Origin of the sequence: Enterobacter cloacae complex sp. FDA-CDC-AR_0164 (assembly GCF_003071645.1) — a bacterium.
In the GTDB taxonomy this organism is placed as follows: Bacteria; Pseudomonadota; Gammaproteobacteria; order Enterobacterales; family Enterobacteriaceae; genus Enterobacter; species Enterobacter ludwigii.
This window is the reverse complement of sequence record NZ_CP028950.1, coordinates 3673213-3689305: the sequence shown is the minus strand read 5'-3', so window position 1 is coordinate 3689305 and position 16093 is coordinate 3673213. Positions and strand designations below refer to the sequence as shown.

14 protein-coding genes, 1 pseudogene and 1 other annotated feature are annotated in these 16093 nt (G+C 55.3%); of the genes and pseudogenes, 10 read left to right on the top strand and 5 right to left on the bottom strand.

The genetic code is table 11. The features are described from left to right. Positions 1–169: 169 nt before the first annotated feature. Positions 170–2767, bottom strand: coding sequence for a type I DNA topoisomerase (topA, locus tag AM410_RS18290; protein ID WP_049022533.1), 2598 nt, complete (start codon positions 2765–2767; stop codon positions 170–172). A gap of 398 nt (positions 2768–3165) precedes the next feature. Here topA and AM410_RS18285 point away from each other — a divergent pair, with 398 nt between their 5' ends. Beyond that, entirely contained in the window at positions 3166–3417 is a 252-nt protein-coding gene (locus AM410_RS18285) for a YciN family protein (RefSeq protein WP_020882438.1), read from the top strand. 34 nt (positions 3418–3451) lie between these two features. Here the strand turns inward: AM410_RS18285 and sohB are convergent, their stop codons facing one another. After that, on the bottom strand, positions 3452–4498 hold the full coding sequence (gene sohB / locus AM410_RS18280) for a protease SohB (RefSeq protein ID WP_049022540.1): 1047 nt from the start codon (positions 4496–4498) through the stop codon (positions 3452–3454). A 250-nt stretch (positions 4499–4748) separates the two neighbouring features. Between sohB and AM410_RS18275 the strand changes: the two genes are divergently transcribed. Both AM410_RS18275 and cobO read left to right on the top strand, forming a co-directional pair. Then, a complete protein-coding gene (locus AM410_RS18275; protein WP_020882436.1) occupies positions 4749–5510 on the top strand; it encodes a YciK family oxidoreductase in 762 nt (253 codons plus the stop codon). Beyond that, on the top strand, positions 5507–6097 hold the full coding sequence (gene cobO / locus AM410_RS18270; protein ID WP_073397301.1) for a cob(I)yrinic acid a,c-diamide adenosyltransferase: 591 nt from the start codon (positions 5507–5509) through the stop codon (positions 6095–6097). Before AM410_RS18275 ends, cobO begins: the two co-directional genes overlap by 4 nt. A gap of 35 nt (positions 6098–6132) precedes the next feature. On the opposite strand, the gene rluB is transcribed toward cobO, so the two are convergent. The 3 genes from rluB to rnm all read right to left on the bottom strand — a co-directional run bounded on the left by rluB (position 6133) and on the right by rnm (position 8615). Further along, positions 6133–7008, bottom strand: coding sequence for a 23S rRNA pseudouridine(2605) synthase RluB (gene rluB, locus AM410_RS18265; protein ID WP_008502809.1), 876 nt, complete (start codon positions 7006–7008; stop codon positions 6133–6135). 96 nt (positions 7009–7104) lie between these two features. Next, positions 7105–7725, bottom strand: a complete 621-nt coding sequence (locus AM410_RS18260; RefSeq protein WP_003856793.1) for an L-threonylcarbamoyladenylate synthase — start codon at positions 7723–7725, stop codon at positions 7105–7107. Further along, positions 7722–8615, bottom strand: a complete 894-nt coding sequence (gene rnm / locus AM410_RS18255) for an RNase RNM (RefSeq protein WP_020882434.1) — start codon at positions 8613–8615, stop codon at positions 7722–7724. The genes AM410_RS18260 and rnm overlap by 4 nt, the downstream gene beginning before the upstream one ends. Before the next feature lie 127 nt (positions 8616–8742). Between rnm and trpL the strand changes: the two genes are divergently transcribed. From trpL to AM410_RS18220, 7 genes and pseudogenes are all read left to right on the top strand, one after another. Continuing rightward, positions 8743–8787, top strand: a complete 45-nt coding sequence (trpL, locus tag AM410_RS24405) for a trp operon leader peptide (RefSeq protein WP_106993556.1) — start codon at positions 8743–8745, stop codon at positions 8785–8787. Next, positions 8764–8858: a sequence feature (Trp leader region), on the top strand. It overlaps the preceding gene by 24 nt. Before the next feature lie 25 nt (positions 8859–8883). Continuing rightward, on the top strand, positions 8884–10446 hold the full coding sequence (locus tag AM410_RS18245) for an anthranilate synthase component 1 (RefSeq protein ID WP_025203978.1): 1563 nt from the start codon (positions 8884–8886) through the stop codon (positions 10444–10446). Beyond that, positions 10446–12041 carry a bifunctional anthranilate synthase glutamate amidotransferase component TrpG/anthranilate phosphoribosyltransferase TrpD gene (trpD, locus tag AM410_RS18240; RefSeq protein ID WP_014170382.1) on the top strand — a complete coding sequence of 532 codons (1596 nt, stop codon included), beginning with the start codon at positions 10446–10448 and terminating at the stop codon, positions 12039–12041. The genes AM410_RS18245 and trpD overlap by 1 nt, the downstream gene beginning before the upstream one ends. A gap of 3 nt (positions 12042–12044) precedes the next feature. Beyond that, a complete protein-coding gene (gene trpCF, locus AM410_RS18235) occupies positions 12045–13403 on the top strand; it encodes a bifunctional indole-3-glycerol-phosphate synthase TrpC/phosphoribosylanthranilate isomerase TrpF (RefSeq protein WP_014170383.1) in 1359 nt (452 codons plus the stop codon). A 10-nt stretch (positions 13404–13413) separates the two neighbouring features. Further along, positions 13414–14607 (top strand): tryptophan synthase subunit beta, encoded by a 1194-nt coding sequence (gene trpB / locus AM410_RS18230; protein WP_020882431.1) that lies wholly within the window; start codon positions 13414–13416, stop codon positions 14605–14607. Continuing rightward, on the top strand, positions 14607–15416 hold the full coding sequence (gene trpA, locus AM410_RS18225; protein ID WP_014170385.1) for a tryptophan synthase subunit alpha: 810 nt from the start codon (positions 14607–14609) through the stop codon (positions 15414–15416). Before trpB ends, trpA begins: the two co-directional genes overlap by 1 nt. After that, positions 15416–15976, top strand: a pseudogene (locus AM410_RS18220) (LysR substrate-binding domain-containing protein); the annotation flags it as partial. The gene trpA and the pseudogene AM410_RS18220, both read left to right, overlap by 1 nt. Between the last annotated feature and the right edge of the window lie 117 nt (positions 15977–16093).

The window sequence follows — 16093 nt, the reverse complement described above, 5'->3', positions numbered from 1 at the left end:
GCGCACGCGGTCAATCGCTTAAGACGATTTGATAATAAGAAAAGGGTTAACTATAACCACTATATCATTTATAGCCTGACTGTATAGTACGGAACAAAAAATAATAACAAGGTAATAAAAAAGGGCCGGAAGTCCGGCCCTTTTACAGGTAAGTTACGGTAAGGGAAGATTATTTCTTGCCTTCAACCCATTTTCCGTCGATAAAGAAGGCGGACCAGCCGGTCGCTTTCCCCTCTTTCTCAGCCGCAACGTACTGCTGTTTTGTTTTACGGCTAAAACGTACCACCGTTTTATTCCCTTCAGGATCCTGCTGTGGCGCATCGGCCAGATAACGCAGTTTCTCAGGCAGACGGTCGCGGAAGCGATGCAGCTCTTCCACCAGCGGCGCGCGGGTTTCACGCGATTTCGGGAAGGTGTTGGCCGCGAGGAAGACCCCGGCAGCACCGTCACGCAGCACGAAATAGGCGTCAGACTTCTCACACGGCAATTCTGGCAGCGGAACCGGATCTTCCTTCGGCGGCGCGACTTCACCGTTACGCAGAATCTTACGAGTGTTCTTACACTCGTCGTTGGTGCACGCCATGTATTTCCCGAAACGCCCCATTTTCAGGTGCATTTCCGAGCCACACTTCTCGCACTCAACGATAGGGCCGTCATAGCCTTTGATGCGGAACTCACCCTCTTCGATCTCATAACCATCACACGTTGGGTTATTCCCGCAGACGTGCAATTTGCGTTTCGGATCGATCAGGTAGCTGTCCATCGCCGTGCCACATTTCTTACAACGACGTTTGGCACGCAGGGCATTGGTTTCTGCATCGTCACCTTCCAGCACGTTAAGAACTTCGTTCTCAGGTACCAGGTTGATGGTGGTTTTGCAGCGCTCTTTCGGCGATAACGCATAGCCAGAGCAACCGAGGAAGACGCCTGTTGTCGCAGTACGGATCCCCATCTTACGGCCACAGGTTGGGCAATCGATGCTGGTCAGTACCATCTGGTTAGGCAGCATGCCGCCCTCTTCAGGATCTTTCTCCGCTTTTTCAAGCTGGTTGGTAAAGTCGCTGAAGAAGCTGTCGAGCACTTTCTTCCATTCCGCCTGATGGCTGGCAACCTGGTCAAGGCTGTCTTCCATCTGTGCGGTAAAGTCGTAGTTCATCAACTCGCGGAAGTTAGCTTCCAGACGGTCGGTTACGATCTCACCCATTTTTTCAGCGTAGAAACGGCGGTTTTCAACACGCACATAACCACGATCCTGAATGGTCGAAATGATTGACGCATAGGTTGACGGACGACCAATACCGCGTTTTTCCAGCTCTTTTACCAGCGATGCTTCGCTAAAGCGCGCAGGCGGCTTGGTAAAGTGCTGAGCTGGCACAAGGTCAACCAGAGAGAGTTCATCCCCTTTGTTCACCGCGGGCAGCGTTCGGTCTTCGTCGCCTTTACGCAGTGCAGGCATGACTTTCGTCCAGCCGTCGAAACGCAGGATACGGCCACGCGCTTTCAGACGGAAATCACCCGCACCAACGGTAAGCGTAGTGGAATCGTACTGCGCGGGTGTCATTTGACACGCGACGAACTGACGCCAGATAAGCTGGTACAGCTTCTGGGCGTCGGCTTCCATATCCTTCAGGGATTCCGCTAACACAGAGACGTCAGAAGGACGAATGGCTTCGTGCGCTTCCTGTGAGTTCTCTTTGCTGGCGTACTGGTTAGCGCTTTCTGGCAGGTATTTCTTACCGAAATTGTCACCGATATAGCCGCGCACCATGTTAACCGCATCCTGACTCAGGTTAGTCGAGTCGGTACGCATGTAGGTGATGTAACCCGCTTCATACAAGCGCTGGGCCATCATCATGGTTTTCTTCACGCCATAACCCAGACGCGTGCTTGCGGCCTGTTGCAGCGTAGAGGTAATAAATGGTGCGCCAGGCTTACTGCTGGTCGGTTTGTCTTCACGCTCCAGAACTTGATAGCGTGCTTTTTCCAGCAGCGCCACCGCGGCCATGGTCTGGTCACGGTTTTCAGGACGGAAAGGCTTGTCGTTTTGATGGCTCACCTGCAGCGGCAGAGCATCCCCGCCCGGCGTGGTGACATTCGCGTCGACTTCCCAGAACTCTTCTGGCACAAACGCTTTAATTTCGCGTTCACGTTCAACGACAAGACGCACGGCAACGGATTGCACACGGCCTGCGGACAGACCACGGGCAATCTTTTTCCACAGCAGTGGAGACACCATGTAGCCCACAACACGGTCCATAAAGCGACGTGCCTGCTGCGCGTTTACACGGTCAATGTTCAGTTCGCCCGGCTTTTCAAACGCCTGACGAATCGCATTCTTCGTAATTTCGTTAAACACTACACGGCTGTAGCGTTTGTCATCACCACCGATCACTTCCCGCAGGTGCCACGCAATGGCTTCCCCTTCGCGGTCAAGGTCGGTTGCGAGATAGATGTGGTCTGCTTTTTCAGCAAGCTGCTTCAGCTCATTAACGACTTTTTCTTTCCCGGGCAGCACTTCGTATTGTGCATCCCAGTTGTGCCATGGGTTAACACCCATGCGGTTGACAAGCGCGCTACGTTCATCCTTTTTAGGCTTTTTAGCCCCTTTGGTGGAGGTAGAGTCTGCGCTCTTTTTGCTGGCTGAGCCACTGGTCGGCAAATCGCGGATATGACCCACGCTGGACTTAACCACGTAGTCATTACCCAGATACTTATTGATCGTTTTGGCTTTTGCCGGGGACTCAACGATGACGAGAGCTTTACCCATATTCACCTTTACCTAATTTAATTCTTCCAGGAATACGCCGCACGTTGATTTCCCTTCCACTGACGACGCGTCATTGATATTGCGACTGCGTCAGGGGATATCAACCCCTTTGTCTTACCGAACGTCAGAAAATGACGCCCAGGTGATTGAGTTTTCGGGTATTTTTCTCACGCCTCATATGATTCGTGACGAATTACCGGTCGAATGTCAAGCAATTCTGTTGCCAGAATGACGAAAGCGCACACTCTACCTGATAAAATCCGTTACGCAACTTTATTAGCATGCAAAAGCAAATCACGCCAGCCAGGCTCCTGCACCTTATCCCCTCAGATTACAGGGAAAATTTGCCCCCAAAGCGCCCTCGGCGTAGACTATTGTCACTGTTTAAGGAGTGGATTATGCACAATACGACCCAACCAATTGACCGAGTCTCTCTGCTTATCGAAGCAAACAAGCTTATCCGTGATCATGAAGATACTCTGGCGGGCATTGAAGCCACCGGCGTAGAACAGCGTAATGGCGTGCTGGTTTTCAGCGGCGAATACTTCCTTGACGAACAGGGGCTACCTACCCCGAAAAGCACCGCCGTGTTTAACATGTTTAAATACCTGGCGCATACGCTTTCAGAGAAATATCACCTGGTTGATTAATGCAAAACGCGAGGCCTGAGCCTCGCGTTTTTGTTTACAGCAACGGTTTTTGTCCGCGCTGTAGCCAGCGGAGCAACAGCCGATCGGCACTTTCTGCCGCACTGTTGGTAAAGCGATCGAGCAGACGCTTGCGCTGCGTAAAGCGCACGCCCACCAGCTCACGGCCATCCATCAGGCTCAGCAGCAGGTCATCGCTGGTGCCCACTTCATCTACCAGTCCTTTCTCCTGGGCCTGGATCCCGTACCAGTGCTCCCCCGTGGCAACCTGCTCAATATCGAGCGATGGGCGCATACGGTGCACAAAGTCTTTAAAGAGGTGGTGCGTTTCATTGAGATCTTCACGGAATTTCTGACGCCCCTCTTCCGTATTTTCACCCAGCAGCGTCAGAGTGCGTTTGTACTGCCCGGCCGTGTGCAGTTCAATGTCGATCTCTTTGTTTTTGAGGAAGCGGTTAAAGTTAGGGATTTGCGCAACCACACCGATTGAACCAATAATAGAAAACGGTGCCGCCACAATTTTATCCGCGACGCAGGCCATCATGTAGCCACCGCTCGCCGCGACTTTATCCACCGCAACGGTCAGCGGGATCTGTTTTTCACGCAGGCGCTGCAGCTGTGACGCAGCCAGTCCATAACCGTGTACCACACCGCCCGGGCTTTCAAGACGCACCACCACCTGATCCTGCGGTTTTGCCACGGCAAGAACGGCAGTGACCTCTTCGCGCAGAGAAGAAACTTCATGCGCATCCATGCTGCCTTTAAAGTCGAGCACATAGACGCGTGGCTTTGCCTCATCCTGCGGTGCATTGAGCTTGGCTTTCGCTTTTGCCGCTTTGGCTTCTTGTTTATGCTTTTTCTTCTGCGCTTTAAGCCACTGCTTCTGTTGATGGCTATCGAGCAGCGACAGAGACATATCTTCCTGCATCTCTTTATACTGCTCACTCAGGCGGGTAATGCGTAACTCCCCACGCTGACGCTTACGCTGCGTCAGGTTTACAATCAGAACGGCAATCACCGCAATGGCAATCACCACCGTTGCGATTTTGGCCAAAAACAACCCATACTGAGAAAGTAATTCCACGCGTTCCACCTTGTTTAACCACGATTCTTTCACGGCAGTGTACAACAGCCCTGCCCATGCGTCTCGCTCGTGACATTACCTCTGCGAGCCTGCTTCAGGAATCCCCTCATGGGGGTTTAAATATTTGCAAATTGTTAATTTTACAGTAATGCCTCCTGTAGACTGATTGAATTCTCATGCTAATTCGGGCATAAAGCCGAAAAGTCATAAAGAAGGCGTCATTGCGTCACTGCGCACCAGAGGAGTCCCCGTGCATTATCAACCGCAAAAAAATCTGCTGCAAAATCGCATCATTCTGGTCACCGGTGCCAGCGACGGAATTGGTCGCGAGGCGGCCCTGACCTACGCTGACTATGGCGCGAGCGTTATTCTTATTGGTCGTAACGAAGAGAAACTGAAAAGCGTCGCGCAGGAAATAGAGGCGGCAGGCGGCATTCCGGCCCCGTGGTATACCCTCGATTTACTCACCTGCACGCCAGCGGTGTGCCAGGAGCTTGCTCACCGTATTAGCGCCCACTATCCGCGGCTGGACGGTGTCCTGCACAATGCGGGTTTGCTGGGAGAAGTCCGTCCTATGGACGAACAGGATCCCGATATCTGGCAGCAGGTGATGCAGGTCAACGTCAACGGCACGTTTTTCCTGACGCAGGCTTTGCTTCCTTTATTACTTAAATCCGAGTCCGGCTCGCTGGTCTTTACCTCCTCAAGCGTAGGCCGCGAAGGTCGAGCCAACTGGGGAGCATATGCCGTCTCAAAATTCGCGACTGAAGGGATGATGCAGGTGCTGGCGGAAGAGTATCAAAGCCGCCATCTGCGCGTAAATTGCATTAACCCGGGTGGAACGCGCACCAAAATGCGCGCCAGCGCCTTCCCGTCGGAAGACCCGCAGAAACTGAAAACACCCGCAGACATTATGCCGCTCTATCTCTGGCTGATGGGCGACGACAGTCGTCGTAAAACGGGGATGACCTTCGATGCCCAGCCGGGCCGTAAACCAGGGATTTCGCAATGAGTGAAGAACGTCATCAACAACGCCAGCAGCGTCTGAAGGAACAGGTCGATGCGCGCGTTGCGACCGCACAGGACGAGCGCGGGATAATTATCGTCTTTACCGGTAACGGCAAAGGTAAAACTACCGCGGCATTTGGCACCGCCACGCGTGCTGTCGGTCACGGGCAGAAAGTGGGCGTCATTCAGTTCATCAAAGGCGAATGGCCGAACGGCGAACGTAATCTGCTTGAACCGCATGGCGTTGAATTTCAGGTGATGGCGACAGGTTTCACATGGGATACGCAGAACCGGGAAACCGATACTGCAGCTTGTCTTGCAGTCTGGGAGCACGCCAAAAGAATGCTGGCAGACCCCGCCCTGAATATGGTTCTGCTGGATGAGATAACCTATATGGTGGCCTACGACTATCTCCCGCTGGATGTGGTACTGGAGGCGCTACAACAACGTCCGGCGCACCAGACGGTTATCGTCACGGGGCGTGGCTGTCATCGGGAAATACTGGAGCTTGCTGATACCGTCAGCGAACTGCGTCCGGTCAAACACGCGTTTGACGCGGGAATCAAAGCGCAAATCGGTATTGATTACTAAGAAAAAAGCCCGGTGATCATCACCGGGCTTTTATGTTAACCGTTGTTGTTACGGCTGCCAGAGCGGCGGTTGCTGCTCACCTGGCTATGACGTTTCACCGCACGACGGATCTGATTCGCCTTCATACGACGACGATCTTTTTCCACCGCCACTTTAGAGGTGGTTTCTGGCGTCAGGCCGACCAGTTCACGCAGGTAGTTAGTCTGTGTCAGATCCAGCTCGGTATAACCACCCCGTGGCAGACCTTTTGGCAGCAGGATGTCGCCATAACGGACACGGATTAGACGGCTCACCTGCACACCTACCGCTTCCCAAAGACGACGCACTTCGCGGTTACGGCCTTCAGTCAGGGTAACGTTGTACCACTGGTTAATGCCTTCGCCACCGGTAAATTTGATGGTTTTAAATGCCGCAGGACCGTCTTCCAGCTGAACGCCGCGAGACAGATCGCGCAGTTTATTCTCATCAACCTGGCCGAAGACACGCACGGCGTATTCGCGTTCCACTTCACGGCTAGGGTGCATCAGACGGTTTGCCAGTTCACCATCAGTGGTAAACAGCAGCAGGCCGCAGGTATTCACGTCCAGACGCCCCACGGCAATCCAGCGAGCGCCGCGCAGTTTAGGCAGACGGTCAAACACCGTCGGGCGACCTTCAGGGTCGTTGCGCGTACACAGCTCGCCTTCTGGCTTGTAATACGCCAGCACACGGCAAATCTGCTCAGCGGACTCTTTCACGGAAATAAGATGACCGTCGATGCGGATCTTCAATCCCGGTACGATTTCTACGCGGTCACCCAGCGTGGCGATTTTACCGTCCACACTCACGCGCCCCGCTTCAATAATGGCTTCGATTTCACGGCGTGAACCGTGGCCGGCACGCGCCAGCACTTTCTGTAACTTCTCGCTCATTGAGCTTCCTCAGGTGTCGCCTTCACAGGCGTCGAATCAGGTCAAAAGAGGGCTCAGCCCTGCTTTGATGGCCGCGTAGTATATCTGCTTACACCCTTACAAGAAAGGCTTAACATCACCCACGCCTTCACGAATTACTTCTGGCGCATCTTCGGTTAAGTCAACAACGGTGGTTGGCTGCTGACCAAGGTAGCCGCCATGAATAATCAACTCGACCACCTTTTCCAGACGGTCTTTAATCTCTTCGGGATCGGATTCGGTGAACTCGCTCCCAGGCAACATTAAAGAGGTCGAAAGCATCGGCTCGCCGAGGGTTTCCAGCAGCGCCTGCGCAATCGGGTTGGACGGTACGCGCATCCCGATGGTTTTACGCTTTTCCTGTAACAGTCGGCGCGGCACTTCCTTGGTTCCTTTAAGAATAAAGGTGTAGTTGCCCGGCGTGTTATTTTTGATCAGACGAAACGCCACGTTATCGACATACGCGTAGGTCGACAGTTCAGAAAGATCGCGGCACATCAGGGTAAAGTTATGGCCGTCCGGCAGCTGACGAATGCGGCAAATGCGCTCCATCGCCCCTTTGTCTTCAATTTTACAGCCCAGCGCGTAGCCAGAATCGGTCGGGTAGACAATCACGCCGCCTTTGCGAACGATCTCCACGGCCTGATTAATTAAGCGTGGCTGCGGGTTATCCGGATGAATATAGAAAAACTGACTCATACTTCCCTCTCTTCAATTTTCTGCGGCTGTTCCCAGAGCTGCCAGACGGGCTCAACGCCTGCGGGCAACCAGAGCTTGCGTCCCAGCTCGATCCACGCACAGGGCTGATGGAAATCCGACCCTTGCGAACCCAGCAGACCGAACTGACGCGCGTAGGTTGCGAGCTGCGCACGCTCATTGGGCGCCTGCTGACACTGGGCGACTTCCATCGCCTCACCGCCACATTCGGCAAAGTGTGCCAGCAGTCTTTTCAGCCACTTAGCAGAAAGATTATACCGCCCCGGATGGGCGAGCACGGCCTTACCGCCAGAATGATGAATGACATCAATAGCTTGTTTTATTGTACACCACTGTGGCGGAACGTAACCGGTTTTCCCGCGTGCCAGATATTTTTTAAACACGTCCGCCATCGTCGTGGCTTTGCCCGCCTCAACCAGAAAACGGGCAAAATGGCCGCGCGTCACCGCCCCACCGTTTGCCAGTTTCTGTGCACCTTCCAGCGCTCCGGGAATATGCGCTTTTTCCAGTCGCTCACCAATCATTTCGGCGCGTTCGTTGCGGCGCGATTTTTGTTCTTGCAAAAACGCACGCATTGCCGGATGTTCAATATCGATATTGAGGCCAACAATGTGAATTTCGTGATTTTCCCAGACTGTCGAAATTTCGACGCCGGGCACCAGATTCAGCGCCAGTCCGCTGCGGGCAATTTCGGCGCGCGCCGCGGGAATAGCATCTGTCGTATCGTGATCGGTTATCGCCAGCGTGCCGACACGCATTTCAACGGCGCGATGAACCAGGGCTTCGGGTGTCAGCAGGCCATCAGAGGCCTGAGTATGGCTGTGTAAATCATAAATTACGGCGTAGGTGGTATCGCTCAAAGCACTTCCCATAGCAGGTTAAAGACATCCGAAACCCCTATGATAACGGCTTGGCGCGAAATTCTGAAATCAAGGGTTGACAACTTGCCATCGAACTAGTTAACTAGTACGCAAGTTCACACGAGAAAGGTATCTGAAAATGACAGCACATTTCACTCTGCACGGTTGGTGGCGCACATCCTGATTATCGGGCAGTGTCACACGTCTGCAAAATGCAAACAGATACCCAGCCCGCGACTAAGCGGGCTTTTTTTTGAACAGAATAAATGAGAACAACATAATGCAAACAGCCAAACCACACCTCGAATTGCTGACCTGCGAGGCGGTCTATCGCCACAACCCAACCGCGCTGTTTCATCAGGTCTGCGGTGCGCGTCCGGCGACGTTGCTGCTGGAATCCGCAGATATTGACAGTAAAGACGATCTTAAGAGCCTGCTGCTGGTCGACAGCGCATTGCGCATTACCGCGCTGGGTGACACTGTCACGATAAAAGCGCTCTCTGAGAACGGTGCCGCGCTGCTGCCACTGCTGGACGCCTCCCTGCCAGCGGGTATCGAGAATGAACGTCACCCGGAAGTGCGGGTACTGCATTTCCCGCCGGTCAGCCAACTGCTGGACGAAGATGCACGCCTCTGTTCTTTGTCAGTCTTCGATGCCTTCCGCCTGCTGCAAAACCTGGTCTCGGTACCAGAAGATGAACGCGAAGCAATGTTCTTTGGCGGGCTGTTTGCTTACGATCTGGTCGCCGGTTTCGAAGACCTGCCCGAAACCGAACAGGGCAACCGCTGCCCTGACTACTGCTTCTACCTGGCCGAGACCCTGCTGGTGATCGACCATCAGAAAAAATACACCCGTATTCAGGCGAGCCTGTTCACGCCATCCGTGACCGAAAAAACACGTCTTGAGCAGCGCATTGCTCAGCTGCAACAGCAAATGACCGAAGCGCCACCCGCACTGCCGGTTCAGCATGTAGAGAAGATGACCTGTGAGGTTAACCAGACCGACGATCAGTACGGTGCCGTGGTGCGTCAGATGCAAAAGGCGATTCGCGCCGGGGAAATTTTCCAGGTCGTCCCGTCCCGTCGTTTCTCACTGCCCTGCCCGTCGCCGCTGGCGGCCTATGACGTGCTGAAAAAGAGCAACCCAAGCCCGTATATGTTCTTTATGCAGGACAACGAGTTCACCCTGTTTGGTGCGTCACCGGAAAGCTCCCTGAAATACGACGCCACCAGCCGCCAGATCGAGATCTACCCGATTGCCGGTACACGTCCGCGCGGGCGTCGCGCCGATGGCTCTCTGGATCGCGATCTCGACAGCCGTATCGAACTGGAAATGCGCACCGACCACAAAGAGCTCTCCGAGCACCTGATGCTGGTTGACCTGGCGCGTAACGATCTGGCCCGCATTTGTACTCCCGGCAGCCGCTATGTGGCTGACTTAACGAAAGTCGACCGTTACTCCTTCGTGATGCACCTGGTCTCCCGTGTGGTGGGTGAACTGCGCAACGACCTCGACGTGCTGCACGCCTATCGCGCCTGCATGAATATGGGCACCCTGAGCGGTGCGCCGAAAGTCCGTGCGATGCAGCTTATCGCCGCCGCCGAAGGGCGTCGTCGTGGCAGCTATGGCGGTGCGGTGGGTTATTTCACCGCGCACGGTGACCTTGATACCTGCATCGTTATCCGCTCTGCCTATGTTGAAGACGGCATCGCCACCGTCCAGGCGGGCGCCGGGGTGGTTCTTGATTCTGTTCCGCAGTCTGAAGCTGACGAAACGCGCAATAAAGCTCGCGCGGTATTGCGCGCCATCGCTACCGCACACCATGCACAGGAGATTTTCTGATGGCTGACATTCTGCTGCTCGATAACATCGACTCCTTTACCTATAACCTGGCAGATCAGCTGCGTGCGAATGGTCACAACGTCGTTATCTATCGTAACCACGTGCCGGCGCAAACCCTGATTGAGCGTCTGGCAACCATGCAAAACCCGGTGCTGATGCTCTCTCCTGGCCCCGGTGCCCCCAGTGAAGCGGGCTGTATGCCTGAACTGCTGACCCGTATGCGCGGCAAGTTGCCTATTATCGGTATCTGCCTCGGGCATCAGGCGATTGTTGAAGCCTATGGCGGATACGTCGGCCAGGCGGGTGAAATCCTGCACGGTAAAGCCTCCAGCATTGAACATGACGGTCAGGCGATGTTTGCCGGGCTGCCGAATCCGCTGCCGGTGGCGCGCTACCACTCGCTGGTCGGCAGCAACATCCCGGCAGGCCTGACCATTAACGCCTCGTTCGAAGGCATGGTGATGGCCGTACGTCACGATACCGATCGTGTCTGTGGGATGCAGTTCCATCCGGAGTCAATCCTCACCTCTCACGGCGCGCGTCTGCTGGAACAGACCCTGGACTGGGCGCTGCAGAAACTGGAACAGACCAACACCCTGCAACCTGTTCTGGAAAAATTGTACCAGGCACAGACCCTGAGCCAGCAGGAGAGCCACCAGCTCTTCTCCGCCGTGGTTCGTGGTGAACTGAAGCCTGAACAACTGGCGGCCGCGCTGGTGAGCATGAAAGTTCGCGGTGAAAGCCCGCAGGAAATTGCCGGTGCGGCAACGGCGCTGCTGGAAAATGCCGCCCCGTTCCCGCGCCCGGACTACATGTTTGCGGATATCGTCGGTACCGGTGGTGACGGCAGCAACAGCATCAATATCTCCACCGCCAGCGCCTTCGTGGCGGCTGCCTGTGGTTTGAAAGTGGCGAAGCACGGTAACCGCAGCGTCTCCAGCCGGTCGGGATCGTCGGACCTGCTGGCCGCATTCGGCATCAATCTCGAGATGAACGCCGAACGTTCGCGTGAAGCCCTGGACGACCTGGGCGTCTGCTTCCTGTTTGCACCGAAATATCACACCGGTTTCCGCCATGCGATGCCGGTTCGCCAGCAGCTTAAAACCCGCACGCTGTTTAACGTGCTCGGCCCGCTGATCAACCCGGCCCATCCGCCGCTGGCGCTGATTGGCGTCTACAGCCCGGAGCTGGTTCTGCCGATTGCAGAGACCCTGCGCGTGCTGGGTTATCAACGTGCCGCGGTGGTTCACAGTGGGGGAATGGATGAAGTGTCGCTGCATGCGCCTACGCTTGTGGCCGAACTTCGCGACGGTGAAATCCTGAGCTATCAGCTGGAGGCGAGCGACTTTGGTTTAACGCCTTACCATCAGGAAGCGCTGGCGGGCGGCACGCCTGAAGAAAACCGTGACATTCTGACGCGCTTATTACAAGGTAAAGGTGAGGTCGCCCACGAGGCCGCCGTCGCTGCCAACGTCGCGATGCTGATGCGTTTGCACGGCGAGGAAGATCTCAAAGCCAACGCACAAAAAGTTCTGAACGTACTGCGCTCAGGTGCAGCTTACGATCGCGTTACCGCACTTGCGGCAAGAGGGTAAAGAATGCAGACCGTTTTAGCGAAAATCGTTGCCGATAAGGCCATCTGGGTGGAAGCACGTAAAGCACAGCAGCCGCTGGCCAGCTTCCAGAATGACGTTGTCCCGAGCAGCCGTCGTTTCTATGATGCTCTGCAGGGCGCACGCACCGCGTTTATTCTCGAGTGCAAAAAAGCGTCCCCGTCGAAAGGCGTTATCCGTGACGATTTCGATCCGGCGCGAATTGCCGGTATCTACAAACATCATGCGTCAGCCATCTCCGTGCTGACGGATGAGAAGTATTTCCAGGGCAGCTTCGATTTCCTGCCCGTTGTCAGCGGGATCGCGCCACAACCGATCCTGTGCAAAGACTTTATTATCGACCCGTATCAGATTTGGCTCGCTCGCTTTTACCAGGCCGATGCCTGCCTGCTGATGCTCTCAGTGCTGGATGACGAACAGTATCGCCAGCTCGCTGCGGTCGCGCACAGTCTGAACATGGGCGTGCTGACCGAAGTGAGCAACGAAGAGGAGCTGGAACGCGCCATTGCGCTGAAAGCCAAAGTGGTCGGCATCAACAACCGCGATCTGCGTGACCTGTCGATTGACCTGAACCGCACGCGCCAGCTGGCGCCGCGTCTGGGCTCTGGCGTCACCGTGATCAGTGAATCCGGTATTAACAGCTACGCTCAGGTCCGCGAGCTGAGCCATTTCGCCAACGGTTTCCTGATTGGTTCTGCAATGATGGAACATGACGATCTCAACGCCGCGGTGCGCCGCGTGCTGTTGGGTGAAAACAAAGTGTGCGGCTTAACCCGTGAAGAGGATGCCCTGGCTGCGTATGAAGCCGGTGCGATTTACGGCGGGCTGATTTTTGTCGCCTCCTCCCCTCGCGTGGTGACCGAAGCGCAGGCGCGTCAGGTGATGACGGCAGCGCCACTCAGCTATGTGGGGGTCTTTCGCAACGCGGATATCGCCGACGTGGTAGCGAAAGCCGAAGCGTTATCTCTGCATGCGGTGCAGCTTCATGGCAACGAAGATCAGGCCTATATCGATGCCCTGCGCAGCGCACTGGCACCTCAGGTGCAAATCTGGAAAGCGCAGAGCGTGGGCGACAGGTTGCCTGAGCGTAACCTGAATCATGTTGATAAATACGTACTCGATAATGGCCAGGGCGGCACGGGACAGCGTTTTGACTGGTCCCTGTTGCACGGCGAAGTGCTGGACAATGTTTTGCTGGCGGGTGGACTTAGCCCGGATAACTGCGTGGAAGCCGCCAAAGCGGGCTGCGCGGGCCTCGATTTCAATTCAGGCGTAGAGTCGCAACCGGGCATCAAAGATGCCAGTAAGCTGGCCTCGGTATTTAAAACTCTGCGTGCATATTAAGGAAGAGAAGATGACGACATTACTAAACCCCTATTTTGGTGAGTTCGGCGGGATGTACGTCCCGCAAATCCTGATGCCCGCCCTGCGCCAGCTGGAAGAAGCGTTCGTGAGCGCGCAGAAAGATCCGGCGTTTCAGGCTGAGTTTACCGACCTGCTGAAAAACTACGCTGGCCGTCCAACGGCCCTGACGAAATGCCGTAACCTGACCGAAGGCACCAAAACCACGCTGTATCTTAAGCGTGAAGATTTGCTGCACGGCGGTGCGCATAAAACCAACCAGGTGTTGGGTCAGGCGCTGCTTGCAAAACGGATGGGTAAAACCGAAATCATCGCTGAAACTGGCGCAGGCCAGCACGGGGTGGCATCAGCCCTTGCCAGCGCCCTTCTCGGTCTGAAATGCCGCATTTACATGGGCGCAAAAGACGTTGAGCGCCAGTCGCCTAACGTATTCCGTATGCGTCTGATGGGCGCAGAAGTGATCCCGGTGCACAGCGGCTCCGCGACGCTGAAGGATGCGTGTAACGAAGCGCTGCGCGACTGGTCTGGCAGCTATGAAACCGCGCACTATATGCTCGGCACCGCTGCAGGCCCGCACCCGTTCCCGACGATTGTGCGTGAATTCCAGCGCATGATTGGCGAAGAGACCAAAGCGCAGATCCTGGAAAAAGAGGGTCGCCTGCCGGATGCGGTGATCGCCTGCGTTGGCGGTGGCTCTAACGCTATCGGCATGTTCGCTGATTTCATCGACGAAACCAGCGTCGGGCTGATTGGCGTTGAACCTGCAGGCCACGGGATTGAAACCGGTGAGCACGGCGCACCGTTGAAACATGGTCGCGTGGGGATCTACTTCGGTATGAAAGCGCCGATGATGCAGACCGATGACGGCCAGATTGAAGAGTCATACTCTATCTCGGCAGGTCTGGATTTCCCTTCCGTTGGGCCTCAGCACGCCTTCCTGAACAGCACCGGTCGTGCGGACTACGTTTCCATTACCGATGACGAAGCCCTGGAGGCGTTTAAAACGCTCTGTCGCCACGAAGGGATCATTCCTGCCCTGGAGTCCTCTCACGCCCTGGCGCATGCGCTGAAAATGATGAAAGAGAACCCGGAAAAAGAGCAACTGCTGGTGGTTAACCTTTCCGGTCGCGGTGATAAAGACATCTTCACCGTTCACGATATTTTGAAAGCACGAGGGGAAATCTGATGGAACGCTACGATAACGCATTTGCAGCACTGAAATCTCGCCAGGAAGGCGCGTTCGTTCCCTTCGTGACGCTGGGTGATCCGGGTCCTGAGCAGTCGCTGAAAATTATCGACACCCTGATTGAAGCCGGTGCCGACGCGCTGGAGTTGGGTATTCCGTTTTCCGATCCTCTGGCCGATGGCCCGACTATCCAGAACGCAACGCTGCGGGCATTCGCGGCCGGTGTCACCCCGGGGCAATGTTTCGAGATGCTGGCCGCTATCCGCCAGAAGCACCCGACCATTCCGATTGGCCTGTTGATGTATGCCAACCTGGTCTTCAGTCGCGGTATTGATACCTTTTATGCAGAATGCGCGCGCGTGGGTGTTGACTCGGTGCTGGTGGCAGACGTACCGGTTGAAGAATCTGCGCCGTTCCGCCAGGCGGCGATGCGCCATAACGTGGCACCTATCTTCATCTGCCCGCCAAACGCCGATGATGAACTGCTGCGCCAGATTGCCTCTTATGGTCGCGGGTATACCTACCTGCTCTCCCGTGCGGGTGTAACTGGCGCGGAGAACAAAGCGGCGCTGCCTCTGCATCATCTGGTCGAGAAGCTGGCTGAATACCACGCGGCTCCTCCGCTGCAGGGCTTTGGGATTTCATCTCCCGATCAGGTCACGGCGGCAATTGACGCTAACGCAGCCGGTGCAATTTCAGGCTCCGCTATCGTTAAAATCATTGAGAAGAACGTGGACAAGCCAGAGCAAATGCTGGCTGAGCTGAAAACGTTTGTGAGCGCAATGAAAGCGGCAACGCGTAAAGCGTAACCTCAACGCATGACACAATCGATCTGCGGCTTAACGTCACGGAAAAGCTGATGGACGTATCACACGGCGAGGCGGATATCGGCATTCGCTGCGGACAGGGAGACTGGCCCGGCGTGAATAAAACCTGGCTGATGGATGAAGAGGCGGTGCTGGTCTGTAGCCCCCGCCTGGTGCCTCCGGAGAAAATTGCCTGTGGTGACTGGCTCGCCACGCAGAAGCTGATCCACGATGACACGCCGCACCCGGGCGCGAATTTTCCCTCATGGGACGACGTTCTCCGTACCGTCAATGCCCCTGGCGCGCTGGAAAGCAGGCTGCATATTAACTCCACCTCCGCGGTTATTCTCTCGGCCCTGAGCGGCCGGGGGGTGGCGATTGTACGTCACGCGCTGGTGAAACAGCTGATTGAAACCGGGCAACTGGTTCAATTGCACCCAGACCATCGCTGGCCGTTAACATGGTCTTACTACCTGGTGACCCCGCAGCACACCGCCATGCGTGAAGAAGTAAAAATATTTCACGACTGGCTTCTTCATGACGTGGTCTCTGACAATCCATAACCCGCCTTTTTTAAGCATCATGCGGCAAGGGTCATCGCGTACCGGCATGATGCTTCTCTCTTCAGACGTCCGACATAGTTTTTCTTTTCTGCAACGCAAGATTAACTGATTTGTTGA